The sequence below is a fragment of the Aeromicrobium wangtongii genome, from assembly GCF_024584515.1.
Lineage (GTDB): Bacteria > Actinomycetota > Actinomycetes > Propionibacteriales > Nocardioidaceae > Aeromicrobium > Aeromicrobium wangtongii.
The window spans coordinates 226815-243265 of sequence record NZ_CP102173.1 but is presented as its reverse complement, the minus strand read 5'-3'; the positions used below and the strand labels follow the sequence as shown (position 1 = coordinate 243265).

At 70.1% G+C, this 16451-nt stretch carries 14 protein-coding genes and 1 tRNA gene; 6 read left to right on the top strand and 9 right to left on the bottom strand.

The features are described from left to right. Positions 1-8: 8 nt before the first annotated feature. Positions 9-926, top strand: a complete 918-nt coding sequence (locus tag NQV15_RS01210) for a metallophosphoesterase (RefSeq protein WP_232403095.1) — start codon at positions 9-11, stop codon at positions 924-926. Positions 927-933: 7 nt separating this feature from the next. Next, a tRNA-Pro gene (locus tag NQV15_RS01205) sits at positions 934-1010 on the top strand. A 98-nt stretch (positions 1011-1108) separates the two neighbouring features. Here NQV15_RS01205 and NQV15_RS01200 read toward each other — a convergent pair. After that, positions 1109-2272, bottom strand: a complete 1164-nt coding sequence (locus NQV15_RS01200) for an amidohydrolase family protein (protein ID WP_232403094.1) — start codon at positions 2270-2272, stop codon at positions 1109-1111. 279 nt (positions 2273-2551) lie between these two features. Between NQV15_RS01200 and NQV15_RS01195 the strand changes: the two genes are divergently transcribed. The 4 genes from NQV15_RS01195 (at position 2552) to NQV15_RS01180 (ending at position 5837) form a co-directional block, all read left to right on the top strand. After that, entirely contained in the window at positions 2552-3682 is a 1131-nt protein-coding gene (locus NQV15_RS01195) for an ABC transporter permease (RefSeq protein ID WP_232403092.1), read from the top strand. Beyond that, the gene (locus NQV15_RS01190) at positions 3679-4362 is read left to right on the top strand and encodes an ABC transporter ATP-binding protein (RefSeq protein ID WP_232403089.1); all 684 of its coding nucleotides are present in this window, start codon (positions 3679-3681) and stop codon (positions 4360-4362) included. The genes NQV15_RS01195 and NQV15_RS01190 overlap by 4 nt, the downstream gene beginning before the upstream one ends. A gap of 62 nt (positions 4363-4424) precedes the next feature. Then, the gene (locus NQV15_RS01185; protein ID WP_232403088.1) at positions 4425-5045 is read left to right on the top strand and encodes a TetR/AcrR family transcriptional regulator; all 621 of its coding nucleotides are present in this window, start codon (positions 4425-4427) and stop codon (positions 5043-5045) included. A 24-nt stretch (positions 5046-5069) separates the two neighbouring features. Continuing rightward, positions 5070-5837 carry a hypothetical protein gene (locus NQV15_RS01180; RefSeq protein WP_232403087.1) on the top strand — a complete coding sequence of 256 codons (768 nt, stop codon included), beginning with the start codon at positions 5070-5072 and terminating at the stop codon, positions 5835-5837. A 3-nt stretch (positions 5838-5840) separates the two neighbouring features. On the opposite strand, the gene aroQ is transcribed toward NQV15_RS01180, so the two are convergent. The 8 genes from aroQ to NQV15_RS01140 form a co-directional block, all read right to left on the bottom strand. Then, positions 5841-6284, bottom strand: a complete 444-nt coding sequence (gene aroQ, locus NQV15_RS01175) for a type II 3-dehydroquinate dehydratase (protein ID WP_232403085.1) — start codon at positions 6282-6284, stop codon at positions 5841-5843. A 34-nt stretch (positions 6285-6318) separates the two neighbouring features. Next, positions 6319-7356 carry an aspartate-semialdehyde dehydrogenase gene (locus NQV15_RS01170; RefSeq protein ID WP_232403082.1) on the bottom strand — a complete coding sequence of 346 codons (1038 nt, stop codon included), beginning with the start codon at positions 7354-7356 and terminating at the stop codon, positions 6319-6321. Then, positions 7353-8648 (bottom strand): aspartate kinase, encoded by a 1296-nt coding sequence (locus tag NQV15_RS01165; protein ID WP_232403074.1) that lies wholly within the window; start codon positions 8646-8648, stop codon positions 7353-7355. Before NQV15_RS01165 ends, NQV15_RS01170 begins: the two co-directional genes overlap by 4 nt. A gap of 106 nt (positions 8649-8754) precedes the next feature. Beyond that, entirely contained in the window at positions 8755-9351 is a 597-nt protein-coding gene (recR, locus tag NQV15_RS01160; protein WP_232403071.1) for a recombination mediator RecR, read from the bottom strand. Positions 9352-9371: 20 nt separating this feature from the next. Further along, on the bottom strand, positions 9372-10001 hold the full coding sequence (locus NQV15_RS01155; protein ID WP_232403069.1) for a TetR/AcrR family transcriptional regulator: 630 nt from the start codon (positions 9999-10001) through the stop codon (positions 9372-9374). Between the two features lie 5 nt (positions 10002-10006). After that, entirely contained in the window at positions 10007-11806 is a 1800-nt protein-coding gene (locus NQV15_RS01150; protein ID WP_232403067.1) for an N-acyl-D-amino-acid deacylase family protein, read from the bottom strand. A 54-nt stretch (positions 11807-11860) separates the two neighbouring features. After that, complete coding sequence (locus NQV15_RS01145) at positions 11861-14515, bottom strand: aminodeoxychorismate synthase component I (RefSeq protein WP_232403066.1); 2655 nt, start codon at positions 14513-14515, stop codon at positions 11861-11863. Further along, positions 14493-16424, bottom strand: a complete 1932-nt coding sequence (locus NQV15_RS01140) for a DNA polymerase III subunit gamma and tau (protein ID WP_232403064.1) — start codon at positions 16422-16424, stop codon at positions 14493-14495. Before NQV15_RS01140 ends, NQV15_RS01145 begins: the two co-directional genes overlap by 23 nt. Positions 16425-16451 lie beyond the last annotated feature (27 nt).

Genomic DNA, 16451 nt, shown 5'->3' with positions numbered 1-16451 from the left:
CTGGGCGCATGCGTCCCCTCCTCTGGCCGTTCGCCGCCGCTGCGGCGGGCCTCGCCTACGGCGCGCTCTACGAAGTCAACGCGTTCACGCTGCGCACGGTCACCGTGCCGGTGCTGGCCGCGGGCTCCGAGCCGTTGCGCGTGCTGCACCTGTCGGACACCCACATGACACCGGACCAGCACCGCAAGCAGAAGTGGCTGCAGGGTCTCGCCGAGCTGGAACCCGACCTGGTCGTGAACACGGGCGACAACCTGGCCCACATGGATGCCGTCCCGTCGGTGCTGCGTGCCTACGGCGATCTCCTCGACCTGCCGGGCGTGTTCGTCTTCGGCTCCAACGACTACTTCTCGCCGATCCGCAAGAGTCCGGTGCGCTACCTCCAGGGCGGCACCGGCGTCGCGAACGACCCCACCGCCGAACGGGTGAAGGACCTGCCCTTCGACGAGCTGCGCGCGGCGTTCACCCAGCGCGGGTGGACCGACCTGACCAATCGCCACGATGAGCTCGAGGTCGCGGGGCGCCGGCTTGCCTTCGTGGGCGTCGACGATCCGCACCTGGAGTACGACGTCCTGGACGACGTCCCGGCCGATCGATCGGCCGATCTGGCGATCGGCGTGACACACGCGCCGTACCTGCGGGTGCTCGACCGCTGGAACGAGCTCGGCTACCCGCTGATCCTGGCCGGGCACACCCACGGCGGCCAGCTGCGCATCCCGTTCTACGGGGCGCTCGTGACCAACTGCGACCTCGATCGCGCCCGCGCGAGAGGACTTTCCACCCACCAGGTGGGCACCCACGAACCCTCCTGGTTGCACGTCTCAGCAGGTCTCGGGACGTCGCCGTACGCCCCGATTCGCATCGCCTGCCGACCCGAGGCAACACTGCTCAACCTCACTGGGATAGACTCTTCCGGTTCCCTCTCGTAGGGAGCGTCGGGCTGTGGCGCAGTTTGGTAGCGCGCGTCGTTCGGGACGACGAGGCCGCAGGTTCAAATCCTGTCAGCCCGACCAGTGTGATCTCGCAAGAGACAGAAAAGTCCCGGACCTGCGGAAGCGGGTCCGGGACTTTTCTGGTTTCTGGCTGGTGGTCGCGGCCGGGCCCCGATGCGTCAGACCTTCATGCCGAACAGACTCTCCGCATTGCGGAATGCGATCTTCTCCTTGTCCTCACGCGGAAGATCAACGGCTCGGAACCAGTCGGTCCCTTCCTTGATGCCTGCGAAGGGATAGTCGGTTGCGAACAGCACTCGGTCCACACTGATGTATTTCAGCAAGAGACGGAGCAGGTCGTCCTGGTAGAACGCGCTGGTCGTGATCCAGAAGTTGTCCTGGAAGTACTGCTCGAAGGGCTTCTCGAGCGAGTTCTCGGTCGGCTCGCCCATGTCATTGGCGATTCGCTCGTAGTAGAACGGCAGGCCTTCGCCCATGTGGCCGATGATGATCTTCAGATGGGGGAATCTGTCGAAGACCCCGTACGTGATCATCCGGATGCACTGAGTCAGCACTTCCTGGTGCCAGCCATATCCAGACCCACTGAAGATGAAGTCTTGAAACTCCTCGGTGTACTCAGACCGTGTCGTCTTGTAGTAGATCTGGAAGACGTCGTCAGCTGGATAACCGGGATGCAGGTAGATCGGCACATCCAGAGCCTGGGCGCGCGCCAGCACGGGCTCAAATTCGGGATGATCCAGATACTTCCCCGTGATGTGTCCGTTCGTCAGTGCGCCCAGGAAACCGTCTTCCCGGACCGAGCGCTCCAGCTCGTCCGCCGCCGCCTCCGGGCTCTGCAATGGCAGGGTGGCGAATGCCTGGAAGCGGCCCGGGTAACTGGCCATTGGCCCGTCCACGAGCTGCCGGTTGAGACGATAGGCGAAGTCGATGCCCTCTTGCCCAGGGACATTTTGCACGGACGGCGTGTGCGCCGAGAGGATCTGGACGTTGAGTCGCCCCTCGTCCATGTCACCGATGCGGCGTTCGCCCAGATCCGCGAGACCGATTTCCTCGAGGAACGCGATGTGATCCTCGTTGATGGAGTTCAGCTTCAACAGCTCGGGAGTCGAGAACGTCTCCTCCGCGCCGATGAATTTCAGATCTTGGTCACGAAGTGAGATCTCCTGGGCACTGAGCGAGACGTCCTTGTTCTTGGTGTCGTCGTCCCGTGTCGCGAGTGCCGCCGCGGACAATCCAACGCCAGCGCTGAGTGCAGCCGCGTGAGTGATGAGACTGCGGCGCCCGATCCGCGGTTGCGCTGGGCCTTGTTCGATCGGTTCCATGTTCGTATGTGCTCCTTTGGTGTTGTGGGCGTCCGTCGTTCAGTCGTCATGGCGATCAGGCTGCCAACACCGGAGGACTGACGCGTCCGGCCACGGGAGACACTTCGCCGTACTCCGCGCGGAGTACGGAGGGCAATGGTGCTGCTCGGATCTGCGAGAGCGGTCCGGGTGTTTTTCGGTGCAGCGACGGAGACGATCGCTCGGTCTGACCTTTTTTACCGACGGGGTGTCGGTATCATGGAGACATGAACGTCTTCCGTGACACCGGGCAGGTCTGACATGTTCCTGGCCCTTCGAGAACTTTCCTTCGCCCGTGGTCGCTTCGCCCTGATGGGCGCGGTCGTCGCCCTCATCGCGATCCTGATGGTGCTGCTCAGCGGCCTGGCCGTCGGCCTGGCCAATGACGGCGTGTCCGGCCTCCAGCGCATCAACGCCACGTCCTTCGCCTTCCAGAAGGACGTCTCCAAGGACTCCGCCTTCTCACGCAGCGTCGTCGGACCGGACGCCGTCCGCGCGTGGCAGGAGCAGGACGGCGTCGCCGACGCTGCCCCCCTGGGCAACACGTTGGTCAATGCGCGGACCGACCGGGACGTCGAGATCGACCTGGCCCTGTTCGGCGTCGAGACCGACTCCTTCCTCGCCCCCAAGGTCGCAGAGGGCAAAGCCCTGGCCGACGAGGGCGAGGTGGTCGTCAGCTCCACGGCCGCCGACGAGGGCGTCGAGCTCGGCGACACCGTGACCCTGGAGCCGTCGGGCACCCAGCTCAAGGTCGTGGGCATCATGGCTGACCAGAACACCTTCGGACACGTCGACATCGGCTACCTGCCGATGCGTTCCTGGCAGGAGATCAAGGCCGGGACGCGACCGGGCGATCCGGTTCCCGCCCGCGTCTACGACGAGTACACCGCGGTCGCCGTCCAGGCCAAGGACGGCGCCAAGGTCGACCTCGCCGCCGGCGACAAGGCGGCCGGCACGACCTCCCTGACCCGCGAGGACTCCTACGGGGCCTCCCCCGGCTACACCGCCGAGACGTCGACCCTGCAGCTCATCCAGGGCTTCCTGTACGCCATCTCCGCCCTGGTCGTCGGAGCCTTCTTCACGGTGCTGACGATCCAGCGCCGCCAGGAGCTCGCGGTCCTGCGCGCCATGGGTGCCAGCACCCGGTACCTGCTGCGCGACAGTCTCGTGCAGTCGTTCATCCTGCTGGTGCTCTCCGCGGGTGTCGGCATCGGTATCGGCCTGGCCGCCGGCAGCGCCCTCGCCTCCACGCCCATGCCTTTCGCCCTCGAGGCCGGGCCCATCATCGGAGCCACCGTGCTGCTGATCGTGCTCGGCCTGGCCGGCGCCGGCGTGGCCGTGCTGCGCGTCACCCGTATCGATCCCCTCACCGCCCTTGGAGGCAGCCGATGACCACCGTCCTCTCGATCAAGAATGCATCGTTGGAGCACGGCGACGGCGACGAGATCGTCCGCGCGCTGGATGACGTCAGCCTGGACGTGGCGGCCGGCGAGCTGGTGGCCATCGTCGGCCCCTCCGGATCGGGCAAGTCGAGCCTGTTGGCCATCGCCGGTGCGTTGACCAGCCCGACCACGGGTTCGGTCCGCCTCGGCGGCACCGACCTGACCGGCCTGAAGCCGAAGGAGCTCACCCGCATCCGCCGTGAGCAGATCGGCTTCGTCTTCCAGAGCGGAAACCTCGTGCCGGCACTGACCAGCGTCGACCAGCTGCGCCTGCCGCTGACGTTCGGCAAGGTCGCCGATCCGCGCGATCCGCTCGAGCTGCTGGCCGAGGTCGGCATGGAGCACAAGGCCAAGCGCCGCCCGCACGAGCTGTCCGGCGGCGAGCGCCAGCGCATCGGCATCGCCCGCGCGCTGGTCACCCGGCCGCGGCTGCTGCTGGTCGACGAGCCCACCGCGGCGCTGGACCGCAAGCGCAGCCAGGAGGTCGTGGCCCTGCTGGCCGAGGAGTCGCACGCCCACGGTGTCGCCACCATCATGGTGACGCACGATCAGGACGTGCTGCACCACTGCGACCGGGTGCTGGAGATGGTCGACGGCCGGCTGGGCCCTGTGGTGACCACCTCGGCCTGAGGACTAGGTACGACCGCCTAGGCTGACCGCTCGGACACGCTGGAGCTTTTTCGGAGGGACCCATGCCACGTATCACGGCAGGCACCGTGGCCGAGCACCACGCACGGCAGCGTCGGGCCCTGCTGGACGCTGCCCGCAGCATCCTGGCGTCGACCGGCGTGGCCCCGACGATGAGCGAGGTCGGCCGTCGGGCCGGCCTCGCTCGCAGCAGCGTGTACCAGTACTTCGCCTCTCCGGAGGAGCTGCTCGAAGGCATCGTCGCCGATGTCTTCCCCGAGTGGGCCCGCTCGGTGCTCGAGCGGGTCGCCGCGGCCAGCACGCCCGGTGACCGGGTGTGGGCCTACATCGAGGCGAACATCGACCTGTTCGACAGCGCAGAGCAGGCCGTCGCGCGGGCACTGTCGCGGATCGTCGACCCGCAGGTGCTGATGCCTCCCATGAAGGCATTCCACGTGCAGCTGCAGATTCCCCTGCGGCAGGCCCTCGAGGACCTGGGCGAGCACGAGCCGGAGGCCGTGGCCGAGCACATCGACGCCATCATCTTGCAGGCGTCCCGCGCCATCCGGGGCGACGGGGCGCCGTCGGGGCCCGAGGCGCGTGCGCAGGCGCTCGCCCGGGTGCGACGGATGCTGTCGGGCTACCTGCAGCTGCCGACGCCTGATCCCGTCCCGCCTGTGACCTGACACACCCTGTGACAAACTGACCGCATGGCCGACGAGCAGGAGCCCGCCAAGCGGGTCGTCAAGCGGGTGGTGAAGAAGACCGTCGTGCGTCCCGCCGACCGGACGCCGAACCCGCCGACCGTCCGGTACGGTCGCCCCGTCGCGACGGCCACGCGACCGAAGGCCAAGGCAGCGCCTCGTCCCGCCGGTACGCCCACGACTCCCCCAGCGGGCCAGAAGGCTCCCCGCACCAGGACCACCCTCCGCCGTCCGAACCTCGATCTCGGCGCGAAGGCAGCCGGCGCCCGCGCGCTCACCGGACGCGTCTGGTGGGCCACTGCCGACACGACGCGGGACGTCGCGGCCGTCCTCGCCCGTCACGCCATCACCGGCGCCCGCACGGTCGCCGGCTGGCGCCTGCCGCACCTGAACGCCTACCTCGCATCGGTCATCACCGGTGCCGTCGTGGGCCTCGTCGCGGCGCTCCTCGGGGCGGCGGCGCTGGCGATCTTCGCCAGCGTCCGCGGTGTCGCGGCCGGCGGCGGGCTCTGGGGGGGCCTGACCTTCATCGTCCTCGCGGTCGCCGTGGTGCTCGCCGGGGAGGCGCTGCTGCGCGGCTTCGGAACCCCGTCCGCGCGGGTGAAGAGCTGTGTCGCGGTGATCCTGGCCATCGTCGCGATGCTGGGGCTGTTCCTGGACGTCGCCGACTCCGCCGCCGCACTCGTGCTGCTGCCGGTGCTCGGGGCGGCCGCGTACCTGGTGTCGAACTGGCTCGTCGACCTGGGCGAGAACGCGCCGACGGTGGTCGAGTAGCGCTCAGCCGAGCTGGCGGGCCAGCTGCTGCACCGCGAAGGCGTAGCCGTGGACGCCGGCGCCCACCACGACGCACGAGGCGATGTCCGAGACGTACGAGTGGTGCCGGAACGGCTCGCGGGCGTGGACGTTGGACAGGTGGACCTCCGCGACCGGGAGCCCGACGGCCAGCAGCGCGTCCCGCAGCGCGATCGAGGTGTGCGTGAACGCCCCCGGGTTGATCACGATGCCGGCGCAGTCCTCGCGAGCGGCGTGGATCGCGTCGATCAGGACGCCCTCGTGATTGCTCTGCACCGCGCGCACGTCGAGCCCGGCCTCAGCGGCCGTGCTCGCGACGAGCGCCTCGACGTCGGCCAGGGTGTCGTGGCCGTAGACATCGGGCTCGCGGGTGCCCAGCAGGTTGAGGTTCGGCCCGTTGACCAGCAGGAGGCGCTTGGAGGTGCTCACGCGACCACGGTATCGGTTGGCGGGGCCGAACCCCTCAGACCAGCAGCTCGGCGATCTGGACGGTGTTGAGCGCGGCGCCCTTGCGCAGGTTGTCGCCGCTGATGAACAGCACGAGTCCGCGGTTGCCGTCGACCCCCTGGTCCTGCCGGATGCGACCGACCAGGCTCGGATCCGTGCCGGCCGCCTGCAGAGGCGTCGGGACGTCCACGAGCCGGACGCCCGCGGCGCTGCCGAGCAGCTCCGTCGCGCGGGCGACGGTGAGCTCGGAGGAGAACTCGGCGTTGATCGACAGCGAGTGGCCGGTGAACACCGGGACCCGCACGCAGGTGCCCGAGACGCGCAGGTCCGGCAGGTGCAGGATCTTGCGGCTCTCGTTGCGCAGCTTCTGCTCCTCGTCGGTCTCGAAGGAGCCGTCGTCGACGACCGAGCCGGCCATCGGCAGCACGTTGAACGCGATCGGCGCGACGTAGACCTCGGGCGCCGGGTACGTCACGGCCGCGCCGTCGTACGCCAGCTCGGCGGCCTTGTCGACCACGGCCTGTGCCTGGCCGTGCAGCTCACGGACGCCGGCGATGCCGGAGCCCGACACGGCCTGGTAGCTGCTGATCACGAGACGGACCAGGCCGGCCTCGTCGTGCAGCGGCTTGAGCACGGGCATCGCTGCCATCGTGGTGCAGTTGGGGTTGGCGATGATGCGGCGGTGCGCCTTGGCGACGTCCTCGGGGTTGACCTCGCTGACGATCAGCGGGATCTCGGGGTCCTTGCGGAACGCCGAGGAGTTGTCGATGACCATCGCTCCGGCCTCGGCGAACCGGGGAACCTGGACGCGCGAGGTCGTGGCGCCGGCAGAGAACAGGGCGATGTCGATGCCCGAGACGTCCGCGGTCTCGGCGTCCTCGACGACGATCTGCTCGCCCCGGAACGGCAGCGTCTTGCCGGCGGACCGGGCCGACGCGAAGAAGCGCACCCGGTCGGCGGGGAAGTTCCGCTCCTCCAGGATGCTGCGCATGGCGACGCCGACCTGACCGGTCGCGCCGACGACGGCCAGGGTGGTTCCCGATCCAGCGCTCATCGTCCGGTACCTCCGTAGACGACGGCCTCGACCTCGTCGGTGCCCAGGTCGAAGGCGGCGTGCGCGGCGTGCACGGCGGCGTCGATCTGGTTCTCCATCACGATGACCGAGATGCGGATCTCCGAGGTCGAGATCATCTCGATGTTGACCCCGGCATCGGCCAGCGCCTGGAAGAACCGGGCCGTGATGCCCGGTGACGAGCGCATCCCGGCGCCGACGATCGACACCTTGCCGACGCTGTCGTCGTACTGCAGGCGCTCGTAGCCGACCTCGTCCTTGAGCCGGGCGAGGGCGGTCATGGCGGTCTGCCCGTCGGCACGCGGCAGCGTGAACGAGATGTCGGTCAGCGCGGTCGCCGCGGCGGAGACGTTCTGCACGACCATGTCGATGTTGATCTGCGCGTCCGCCAGGGCCTGCAGGATCGCCGCGGCGAAGCCCACCTTGTCGGGCACGCCGACGACGGTGATCTTGGACTCGCTGCGATCGTGCGCGACGCCGGAGATGATGGCTTGCTCCATGGTGCCCTCTTCGTTCGTGCTGCCTGTGGGGATGACGTCCTCGGCCTTGACGACCCAGGTGCCGATCTTGTCCGAGAAGGACGACCGGACATGGATCGGCATGTCGTTGCGGCGGGCGTACTCGACGCACCGTAGGTGCAGGATCTTGGCACCGTTGGCGGCCATCTCCAGCATCTCCTCGTAGGAGATGCGCGGGATCTGGCGCGCATTGGGCACGATGCGCGGATCGGCGGTGAAGATGCCGTCGACATCGGTGTAGATCTCGCAGACATCGGCGTCCAGCGCGGCGGCCAGGGCGACGGCGGTGGTGTCGGAGCCGCCGCGGCCCAGCGTCGTGATGTCCTTCGTGGTCTGCGAGACGCCCTGGAAGCCCGCGACGATCGCGATGGCGCCCTCCTGGAGGGCGGCCTGGATGCGACCGGGGGTGACGTCGATGATCTTGGCGCGGCCGTGCTCGGAGTCGGTGATGACGCCGGCCTGCGAGCCGGTGAACGAGCGCGCCTCCATGCCGAGGTTGCCGATGGCCATCGCGAGGACGGCCATGCTGATCCGCTCGCCCGCGGTCAGCAGCATGTCGAGCTCACGACCCGGCGGCAGCGGGGAGACCTCGTTGGCGAGGTCGATGAGGTTATCGGTGGTGTCGCCCATGGCCGAGACCACGACGACGACGTCATGACCGGCCTTCTTGGTCGCGACGATGCGTTGGGCGACCCTCTTGATGCTGGTTGCGTCGGCAACCGAGGAGCCGCCGTACTTCTGGACGACAATGCCCACGGGACTGTCCTACCTGGAGGAAGAGGTACGGGATGCGCGACGCTGCGCGTCCCGAAGTCTACTCACCGTCCCCCGCCACGGGAGAATCTGGGTTTGCCCGGACCGATCAGCCGATCGTCGTGCGGCCCTCGAACGCCCGGCCGAGGGTCAGCTCGTCGGCGTACTCCAGGTCGCCGCCGACCGGCAGCCCGCTCGCGAGCTTGCTGACCCGCAGGCCGTACGTCGAGAGCATGCGGATCAGGTAGGTGGCGGTCGCCTCGCCCTCGAGGTTGGGATCGGTGGCGATGATGACCTCGGTGACGGTGGCGTCCTGCAGGCGGCCGAGCAGCTCCTTGATGCGCAGCTGGTCGGGGCCGATGCCCGCGATGGGCGAGATCGCCCCGCCCAGCACGTGATACCGCCCCCGGAACTCGCGCGTGCGCTCGATCGCGATGACGTCCTTGGACTCCTCGACCACGCACAGCACGCTGGGGTCGCGGCGCGGGTCGGCGCAGATGCGGCACTCGGTGTCGACCGTGACGTTGCCGCAGGTCGAGCAGAAGTGGACCTTGGCCTTGACCTCGACCAGTGTCGCGGCGAACCGGCGGACGTCCTCGGGATCGGCGTCCAGCAGGTGGAAGGCAATGCGCTGCGCGCTCTTGGGACCGATGCCGGGCAGCTGCCCCAGCTCATCGATCAGGTCCTGGACCACGCCGTCATACATAAGGTGTTCAGCGTATGCGGTCAGGCCTGAGCCGCGTCATGCGACTCGCGGTCGACCAGCGGCTGACCGGCCAGGATCCGCACGAGCTGCTCCACCCGCAGGTCCTCGTGGGCGGTGTCGACGTGGACGGTCGCGGTGAGCGCCTCGCCGTCGAGCATGTGCACGATGCTGATGATGATCGTGTCGAGCTCCTCGGGCGGCAGGTTCGCAGCGATCGGCAGCACCCGGCCCATGTCGACGATCTCGCGGTAGTAGCGGTCGGCCAACGGCGCGAGACGCTCACGCAGATCCGCATCGGTGCGCGCCGCGAGGAGCAGCTCGTACCAGGCGGCGTTGACCGGTGCCCGGGTCGCGCGGCGCAGCAGGCGGACCACCGCGGCGACGTCGAACTGGCCCAGCGCGCCGAGCCCGGCCCGGAAGTCGACGAACTGGCGCGCCCGCACCGCGTCCGCGGCGGCCAGGATGACGTCCAGGCGCGAGCCGAAGTGCCGGAACAGCCCGCCTTGCGACACCCCGGCGCGACGCGCGATCTCGTTGGTCGTCGTGCGGGCGTAGCCCACCTCGCCGAGTGCCTCGACCGTCGCGTCGACGATCGCCGCGATCGTGCCCTCCCGGCGCTCGGCCTGCGTGCGTCGGGGGGTCGCGGTCACGACCTCTACTGTGCCATCGCCGGCTCGGCCCTGCGGACGGGCGCCACGGTGCCGCGGGGCTCGCCGGCGCGCAGGAAGCGACCGGTGCCGAGCGTGCGTCCGTAGCCCTCGACGAAGTCGCCGCGCTCGAACACCACCTCGCCGCTGACGACGGTCGCCGCGACCGCTGCGTCGTTGCGGTTGACCATGCGGCTGATGTTGCCGAACGCGGGCATGACCGCCTCGTGATAGCTGTCGACCTCGTCGCTGAGGCCCGCAGGATCCACCACGACGACGTCGGCCCGGTCGCCCACGCGGATGTGTCCGGCGTCGATGCCGTAGAAGTCGCCGAGCTCGCCGGTCAGCTTGAAGATCGCCTTCTCGACGCTCATGAAGGGCTTGCGGCCCGACTGCGCCTGGTGGACGCGGTTGAGCAGGCGGATGCCGAAGTTGTAGAACGCCATGTTGCGCAGGTGTGCGCCGGCGTCGGAGAAGCCGATCGTGATGCCGTAGCGGTTGATCAGCTTGTCCTGCACCTCCGGCCGGGTGTTGGCGATGTTGGTCTTCCAGCGCAGCGCGGTGCCGTGCTCGACCACGAGGTCGAGGTAGCAGTCGACCGGGTGGATGCCCCGCTGCCGGGCGACGTCGCCGATCATCATGCCGACCAGCGCCGCATCGGGGCACTCGGTGATCTCGGCGTCGTCGAAGTCGCGGTGCCACACGCGCGGCGAGAAGCGCTTGTCGAAGTCGCGCCGGAACCAGCGGCGGTACGCCTCGTCGGTCAGCAGCTCGTTGCGGCCCATCTCCTCGCGCAGGTGCAGGGCCTCGCGGCCGGAGCCGAACTCCTCGAAGACCACCAGGTCGATGCCGTCGGCCCACACGCGAAATGTCGTGGGCAGGTGCTGCCAGGTGAACCGCCCCTTGCCGATCTTGTTGGCGAGGAACGCCAGCGGCTCGAAGATGCGCTGCACCCACGGCTCGGCCTTGGTGTCGGCGGCGGCGAGCAGCGAGACCCGCAACGACTTGCGCCCGATGCCCGTGGCGGTCGCGAGGTAGAAGGCGATGTCGTACTTCTTGTTCAGGTTGGGGACGCCCTGCAGCACCCGGTCGCGGCGGCGGAGCACCCGGCTCAGGCCGCGGAACTCCTTCCAGCTGGAGTACGTCGAGGGCAGCGAGCGGGAGCGGTAGCGGTCGCCGTCGAGCTTGTCCCACGGGTTCGTCATGGTCGAGATGCCCAGGAAGCCCGCGTCGAGGGCGTCCTCGAGGCGTCGCTCGATCTCGGCCTGCTCGGCGCGGGTGGCCTTCTGGGCCGGGTCCGTCGAGCGTCCCATGCCCATGACGCTCGCGCGGACGTCCGAGTGCCCGAGGAAGGAGGCCACGTGCGGGCCGAGCGGCAGCGACTCGAGGGCGTCGACCCAGCCCTGCGGCGTCGACCAGGTCTTGCCCTCCTCCAACGCGTTCAGCACGTGCGTGCGCGGCAGCGCCTCGACCCGGCTGAACAGGTCGGCGATGTCCAGGGGCGTGGAGTAGACCGTCGAGAGCGAGCAGTTGCCGACCAGCACCGTGGTGACCCCGTGGCGCACGGACTCGTTGAGACCTGGCGCGACCTGCACCTCGGCGTCGTAGTGGGTGTGGGCGTCGACGAATCCGGGCATGACCCACTGGCCGGCCGCCTCGACGACCTTCGTGTCCGGGCCGACCGGGAGCGGGTCGGGAGTGACGGCGGCGATGCGTCCGTCCTTGATGCCGACGTTCGCGACGACGCCGGGCGCCCCGGTGCCGTCGAAGTAGGTGCCGCCGTTGATCACCAGGTCGAGCGCGTTCATGTGGCCTCCGTCACAGTTGAGGTGACGAACATAGCGAGCAACCACTCGCTATGTCTAGGGTTCACCCCGCCGAGTGGCGAGGAAGGTCTGGAGGAGGTCGTGGCCGCGGGAGGTCAGGATCGACTCGGGATGCATCTGGACCCCCTCGACCGGGTGGGTGCGGTGGCGGATGCCCATGACGACGCCGGACGCCGTGCGGGCGGTCACCTCCAGCTCGGCCGGCAGGGTCGCCGGGTCGACCACCAGGGAGTGGTAGCGCGCACAGACCAGAGGGCTCGGCAGGCCGGCGAGCACGCCGGCACCGTCGTGGTGGACCAGGGACGGCTTTCCGTGGACGATCTCGGGCGCCCGCACCACGCGGGCGCCGTAGGCCTCGGCGATCGCCTGGTGGCCCAGGCAGACGCCCAGCGTCGGGGTGGTCGGCCCGAGTCGACGGATCGCCTCGACGCTGATGCCGGCATCGTCGGGACGTCCCGGGCCCGGCGACACGATCAGGTGCGTGAAGTCCCCGCGTCGGCGGGCCGCGACCAGCTCCTCGACCGAGACCTCGTCGTTGCGGACCACCTGGGCCGTGGCGCCCAGCTCGCCGACGTACTGCACGAGGTTGTAGACGAACGAGTCGTAGTTGTCGACGAACAGCACCTTGGCCCGCTGCGACGACGGGTCGGCCACCGGAGCGGACGGAGGGCTCGAGGGGTCACCGCGCCACAGCCGCTCGAGCTCATCGCGCAGCCACGCGGTGGTTCGTCCGGGCGCCCACGTGCCCACGCCGTCGACCGACTCGACCGGCACGACGCCACGCAGCGCATTGGTCACGAACACCTCGGTCGAGGCGGCGACGTCATGGCTGGTCAGGCGTCGCTGGAACACCGGCACCGATGCCGCGCGCAGGATCTCCACGACGCGGGAGCGGGCCGTTCCTGGCAGGATCCGTCCGTCCGTCGGTGGGGTGTGGACCCCGTCGTCGTGCACCAGGAACAGATTCGCCCGAGCGGTCTCGAGCACGGAGCCGTCGTCGGCCACCAGCAGCAGGTCGTGCCGCGGCCCCCGCTCGTCGTGGAGCCGGCTGCGGTCGACCCACTTGTGCTGCCCCCAGCCGTCGCCGATCGACCGCGGGGTCAAGGACCACGATCCCGTCGTCTCCTCGAGCGGCGCGGTCGCGATGCTCACCACGACCTCGTCCCCGTGGGGCGCCGCGTCGACGCGCAGCCGGTGCCGCCCGGTGAGCGCTGCCGCCCGCCGGGCGACGGCCTCGTCGAGCCCCGCCCGGATCGTCGATCCGAGCACCGCGCGCACGCTCGCGTCGAGGCGGGCCAGGTGGGCGTCCGGGTCCACGGCCCGGCCGTCGACCACCAGCAGTGTGTCGAACACCCCCCGCGACACGTCGGCCGCCGGGGCCGGCGGCGCGGCGAGGTGCAACGACCGGTCCGGCGGCACGACGTCCGCCACCAGCTCGAGCGCCCCGCCGACGGCCTCGATCAGCGGCCGCGCCTTGACCAGGCACTCGGCGTACTCGCCCTCGGGGGTCGAGTCGGCCACGATGCCGCCACCCACCCCGAGCCACATCGCGCCGCCCGCGATCTCGAAGGTCCGGATCGCGACGTTGAGCTCGAGCCCGGCCGCCGGACTGACGTGGCCGATCGCACCGGTGTACGCCTCCCGGGCCGTGGGCTCCAGCTCGTTGATGATCTGCATCGCTCGCACCTTCGGCGCCCCGGTGACCGAGCCGGGCGGGAAGGTCGCGCGCAGCAGGTCGGAGTCGAGCACGCCCGGCGCCACGTGACCCACGACATCGGAGACCAGGTGCCACACCGCATGCCGCTCGGCCCGGTTCAGCGCCGCGACGCGCACCGACCCCGGCACGCTGACGCGGCCCAGGTCGTTGCGCATCAGGTCGACGATCATGATGTTCTCGGCGCGATCCTTGGCCGATGCCACCAGCTCCGCCGGGTCGGTGTCCAGCGGTGCCGTGCCCTTGATCGGCGAGCTGAGCACCTCGTCGCCGGTGCGCCGCAGGAACAGCTCGGGCGACAGGCTCACCAGTGCCCCGTCGGGGCTGTCGACGAAGGCCGCGTAGGCCGGGTGCAGCGCCGCGACGCCCGCACAGAAGACGTCGAGCGGGTCGCCCGCGAAGGGCGCCTCCAGGCGGGCGCACAGATTGGCCTGGAAGATGTCGCCCGCGGCGATGTGCTCGAGCACGGCGCCGACCGCCGCCCGGTGCCCCTGCGGCGTCGGTGTCATCTCGAACGTCCCGAGCTCGTACGGCAGCGGGGGCGGCGCCGGTTCGGCCAGGGCCGCCAGGATCCGCTCGTCGCGCGCCGGGTCGCGGGTCAGCGACTCCAGCCACCAGGTGCCGTCGGTCAGGCGCAGGACGCAGTCGTAGAACGCGATGCGGGCATCGGGCTGCGGGCGCGGGCGGTGCGGCGCCGGCGGCAGCTGCTCGACCAGCCTGCCCAGCTGATATCCCCAGGCGCCGATCCAGCCGCCACCGAAACCGGTCGCATCGAGCGCGTCGAGGTCGATCCCGCTGAACGGGTCACCGTCGAGCACCTCGACCGGGTCGAAGGCGATCAGCGCCTCGCCGTGGTGCCAGGCCCCCAGCAGGGCGACCAGCCGCTCACGTCCCCGGAATCGCCGCAGGACGTCGAGCGGGTCCGCCGCGAGGTCGAGTGGCCGCCGCGACAGCTCAGTCGTTGCGGGTCTCGTCAATGACCTGCGCACCCAGCTCGCGGCTGAGCAGCGCCTCAGGGTCGAGGTCCTCGACCTCGACGACCGGATCGTTGCGGTCGGCGGACGCGTCGGGGTCCTCGCGGGTCATGGGCGTGTGCGACTCGCGCAGGGCGGCACGCACGGAGTCGGGCACGGCGACCGGCGGGCCGCTCTCGGCCACCGGGGGACGCGTGGGCGGGCGCTCCTCGTGGTGGTCGTCAACACCGGGACGAGCGCCGGGATCGACGATCGCCTCGATGCGCCACGTCACGCCGAGCACCTCGTTGAGGGCACGCTGCACGTACTCGTCCGAGCCGCTGCTCAGGAAGGAGTCGCGGGCACCGGTGTTGACCAGCGCGATCGTGAGGATGTTGCCGTCCAGCCCCATGACCTGGGCGTTCTGGCTCAGCATGATCCAGGCGAAACGGCGCATGTCGCGGATCTTGTCGAGGATCTCGGGCCACAGCCGCCGGACGTCGGCGATCGTCAGCTGGCCGGGCGCTGCCGCGGCGACGGGCGCGGGCTCCGCGGAGACCGGGGGCGCGACGGGAGCGGGCTCGGCGACCGGCGGATCGACCGGCTGGGACGCGACCGGCTGCGGCGCGGGCGGCTGGGACGCGACCGGCTGCGGCGCGGGCGGCTGGGGCGCGGGAGGCTGGGGCGCGACCGGCTGGGGCGCGGGCGCGGCGACGGCCGGCGGCGCGGCGTCCACCGCCGACGCGGGTGCTGCACCTGCCGGAAGCACGCCCAGGCGCCGCTCGATGCGGTCCAGGCGGGCCTGGAAGCCCTGCGTGGAGTTGTCGGCACCCGGGACCAGGATGCGCGCGCACATCAGCTCGAGCAGCAGCCGCGGCGCCGTCGCACCACGGAACTCCATGAGCGCCGCGTTGACGATGTCGGCGGCCCGCGTCAGCTCGGACGGGCCGAAGCCGTTGGACTGGGCCACCAGGCGCTCGGCGCGGTCGCCGGGGACGTCGAGCAGGCCCTTGTCGAGCGCATCGGGGACGGCCGCGACGATCACCAGGTCGCGCAGGCGCTGCAGGAGATCCTCGGCGAACCGGCGCGGGTCCTGCCCGGACTCGATGACCTTGTCGACGACGCCGAAGACGACGCCGCCGTCGCTGGCGGCGAAGGCGTCGATGGCCTCGTCGAGCAGCGAGTCGGGCGTGTAGCCCAGCAGCTGGACCGCGAGGTCGTACGTCACACCCTCGGGCCCGGCACCGCCGAGCAGCTGGTCGAGGACGCTGAGCGTGTCACGCACCGAGCCCTGGCCGGCACGGACGACCAGTGGCAACGCCGTCGGCGCGAGCTCGACGCCCTCGGCGCGGCACAGCTGCATGAGGTAGTCGCCGAGCACCTTGGGCGGCACCAGCCGGAACGGGTAGTGGTGGGTCCGCGACCGGATCGTGCCGATGACCTTGTCGGGCTCGGTCGTGGCGAAGATGAACTTCAGGTGCGGCGGCGGCTCCTCGACGAGCTTGAGCAGCGCGTTGAAGCCCTGCGGGGAGACCATGTGCGCCTCGTCGATGATGTAGACCTTGTAACGGCTGCTGACCGGCGCGAAGAATGCGCGCTCCCGCAGGTCACGGGCGTCGTCGACGCCGCCGTGGCTGGCAGCGTCGATCTCGATGACGTCGATGCTGCCGGGCCCGCCGCGTGCCAGGTCGCGGCAGCTCTGGCACTCCCCGCACGGATCGGAGATGGGCGCCTTCTCGCAGTTGAGCGCGCGCGCCAGGATGCGGGCGCTGGTCGTCTTGCCGCAGCCGCGCGGCCCCGAGAACAGGTAGGCATGGTTGACCTTGTTGGCAGCCAGCGCGTGCCGGAGCGGATCGGTCACGTGCTCCTGTCCGATCACCTCGGCGAACGTCTCCGGCCGGTAGCGGCGGTACAGGGCGAGGGGGGCATCCACACCGTAGAGACTAACGACCGACCATGA

What these genes read in the sequence shown, in the direction of transcription:
- NQV15_RS01210 (WP_232403095.1), top strand. Translation starts at nt 9, where the DNA reads ATGCGTCCCCTCCTCTGGCCGTTCGCCGCCGCTGCGGCGGGCCTCGCC.
- NQV15_RS01200 (WP_232403094.1), bottom strand. Translation starts at nt 2,272, where the DNA reads ATGGAACCGATCGAACAAGGCCCAGCGCAACCGCGGATCGGGCGCCGC.
- NQV15_RS01195 (WP_232403092.1), top strand. Translation starts at nt 2,552, where the DNA reads ATGTTCCTGGCCCTTCGAGAACTTTCCTTCGCCCGTGGTCGCTTCGCC.
- NQV15_RS01190 (WP_232403089.1), top strand. Translation starts at nt 3,679, where the DNA reads ATGACCACCGTCCTCTCGATCAAGAATGCATCGTTGGAGCACGGCGAC.
- NQV15_RS01185 (WP_232403088.1), top strand. Translation starts at nt 4,425, where the DNA reads ATGCCACGTATCACGGCAGGCACCGTGGCCGAGCACCACGCACGGCAG.
- NQV15_RS01180 (WP_232403087.1), top strand. Translation starts at nt 5,070, where the DNA reads ATGGCCGACGAGCAGGAGCCCGCCAAGCGGGTCGTCAAGCGGGTGGTG.
- NQV15_RS01170 (WP_232403082.1), bottom strand. Translation starts at nt 7,356, where the DNA reads ATGAGCGCTGGATCGGGAACCACCCTGGCCGTCGTCGGCGCGACCGGT.
- recR (WP_232403071.1), bottom strand. Translation starts at nt 9,351, where the DNA reads ATGTATGACGGCGTGGTCCAGGACCTGATCGATGAGCTGGGGCAGCTG.
- NQV15_RS01150 (WP_232403067.1), bottom strand. Translation starts at nt 11,806, where the DNA reads ATGAACGCGCTCGACCTGGTGATCAACGGCGGCACCTACTTCGACGGC.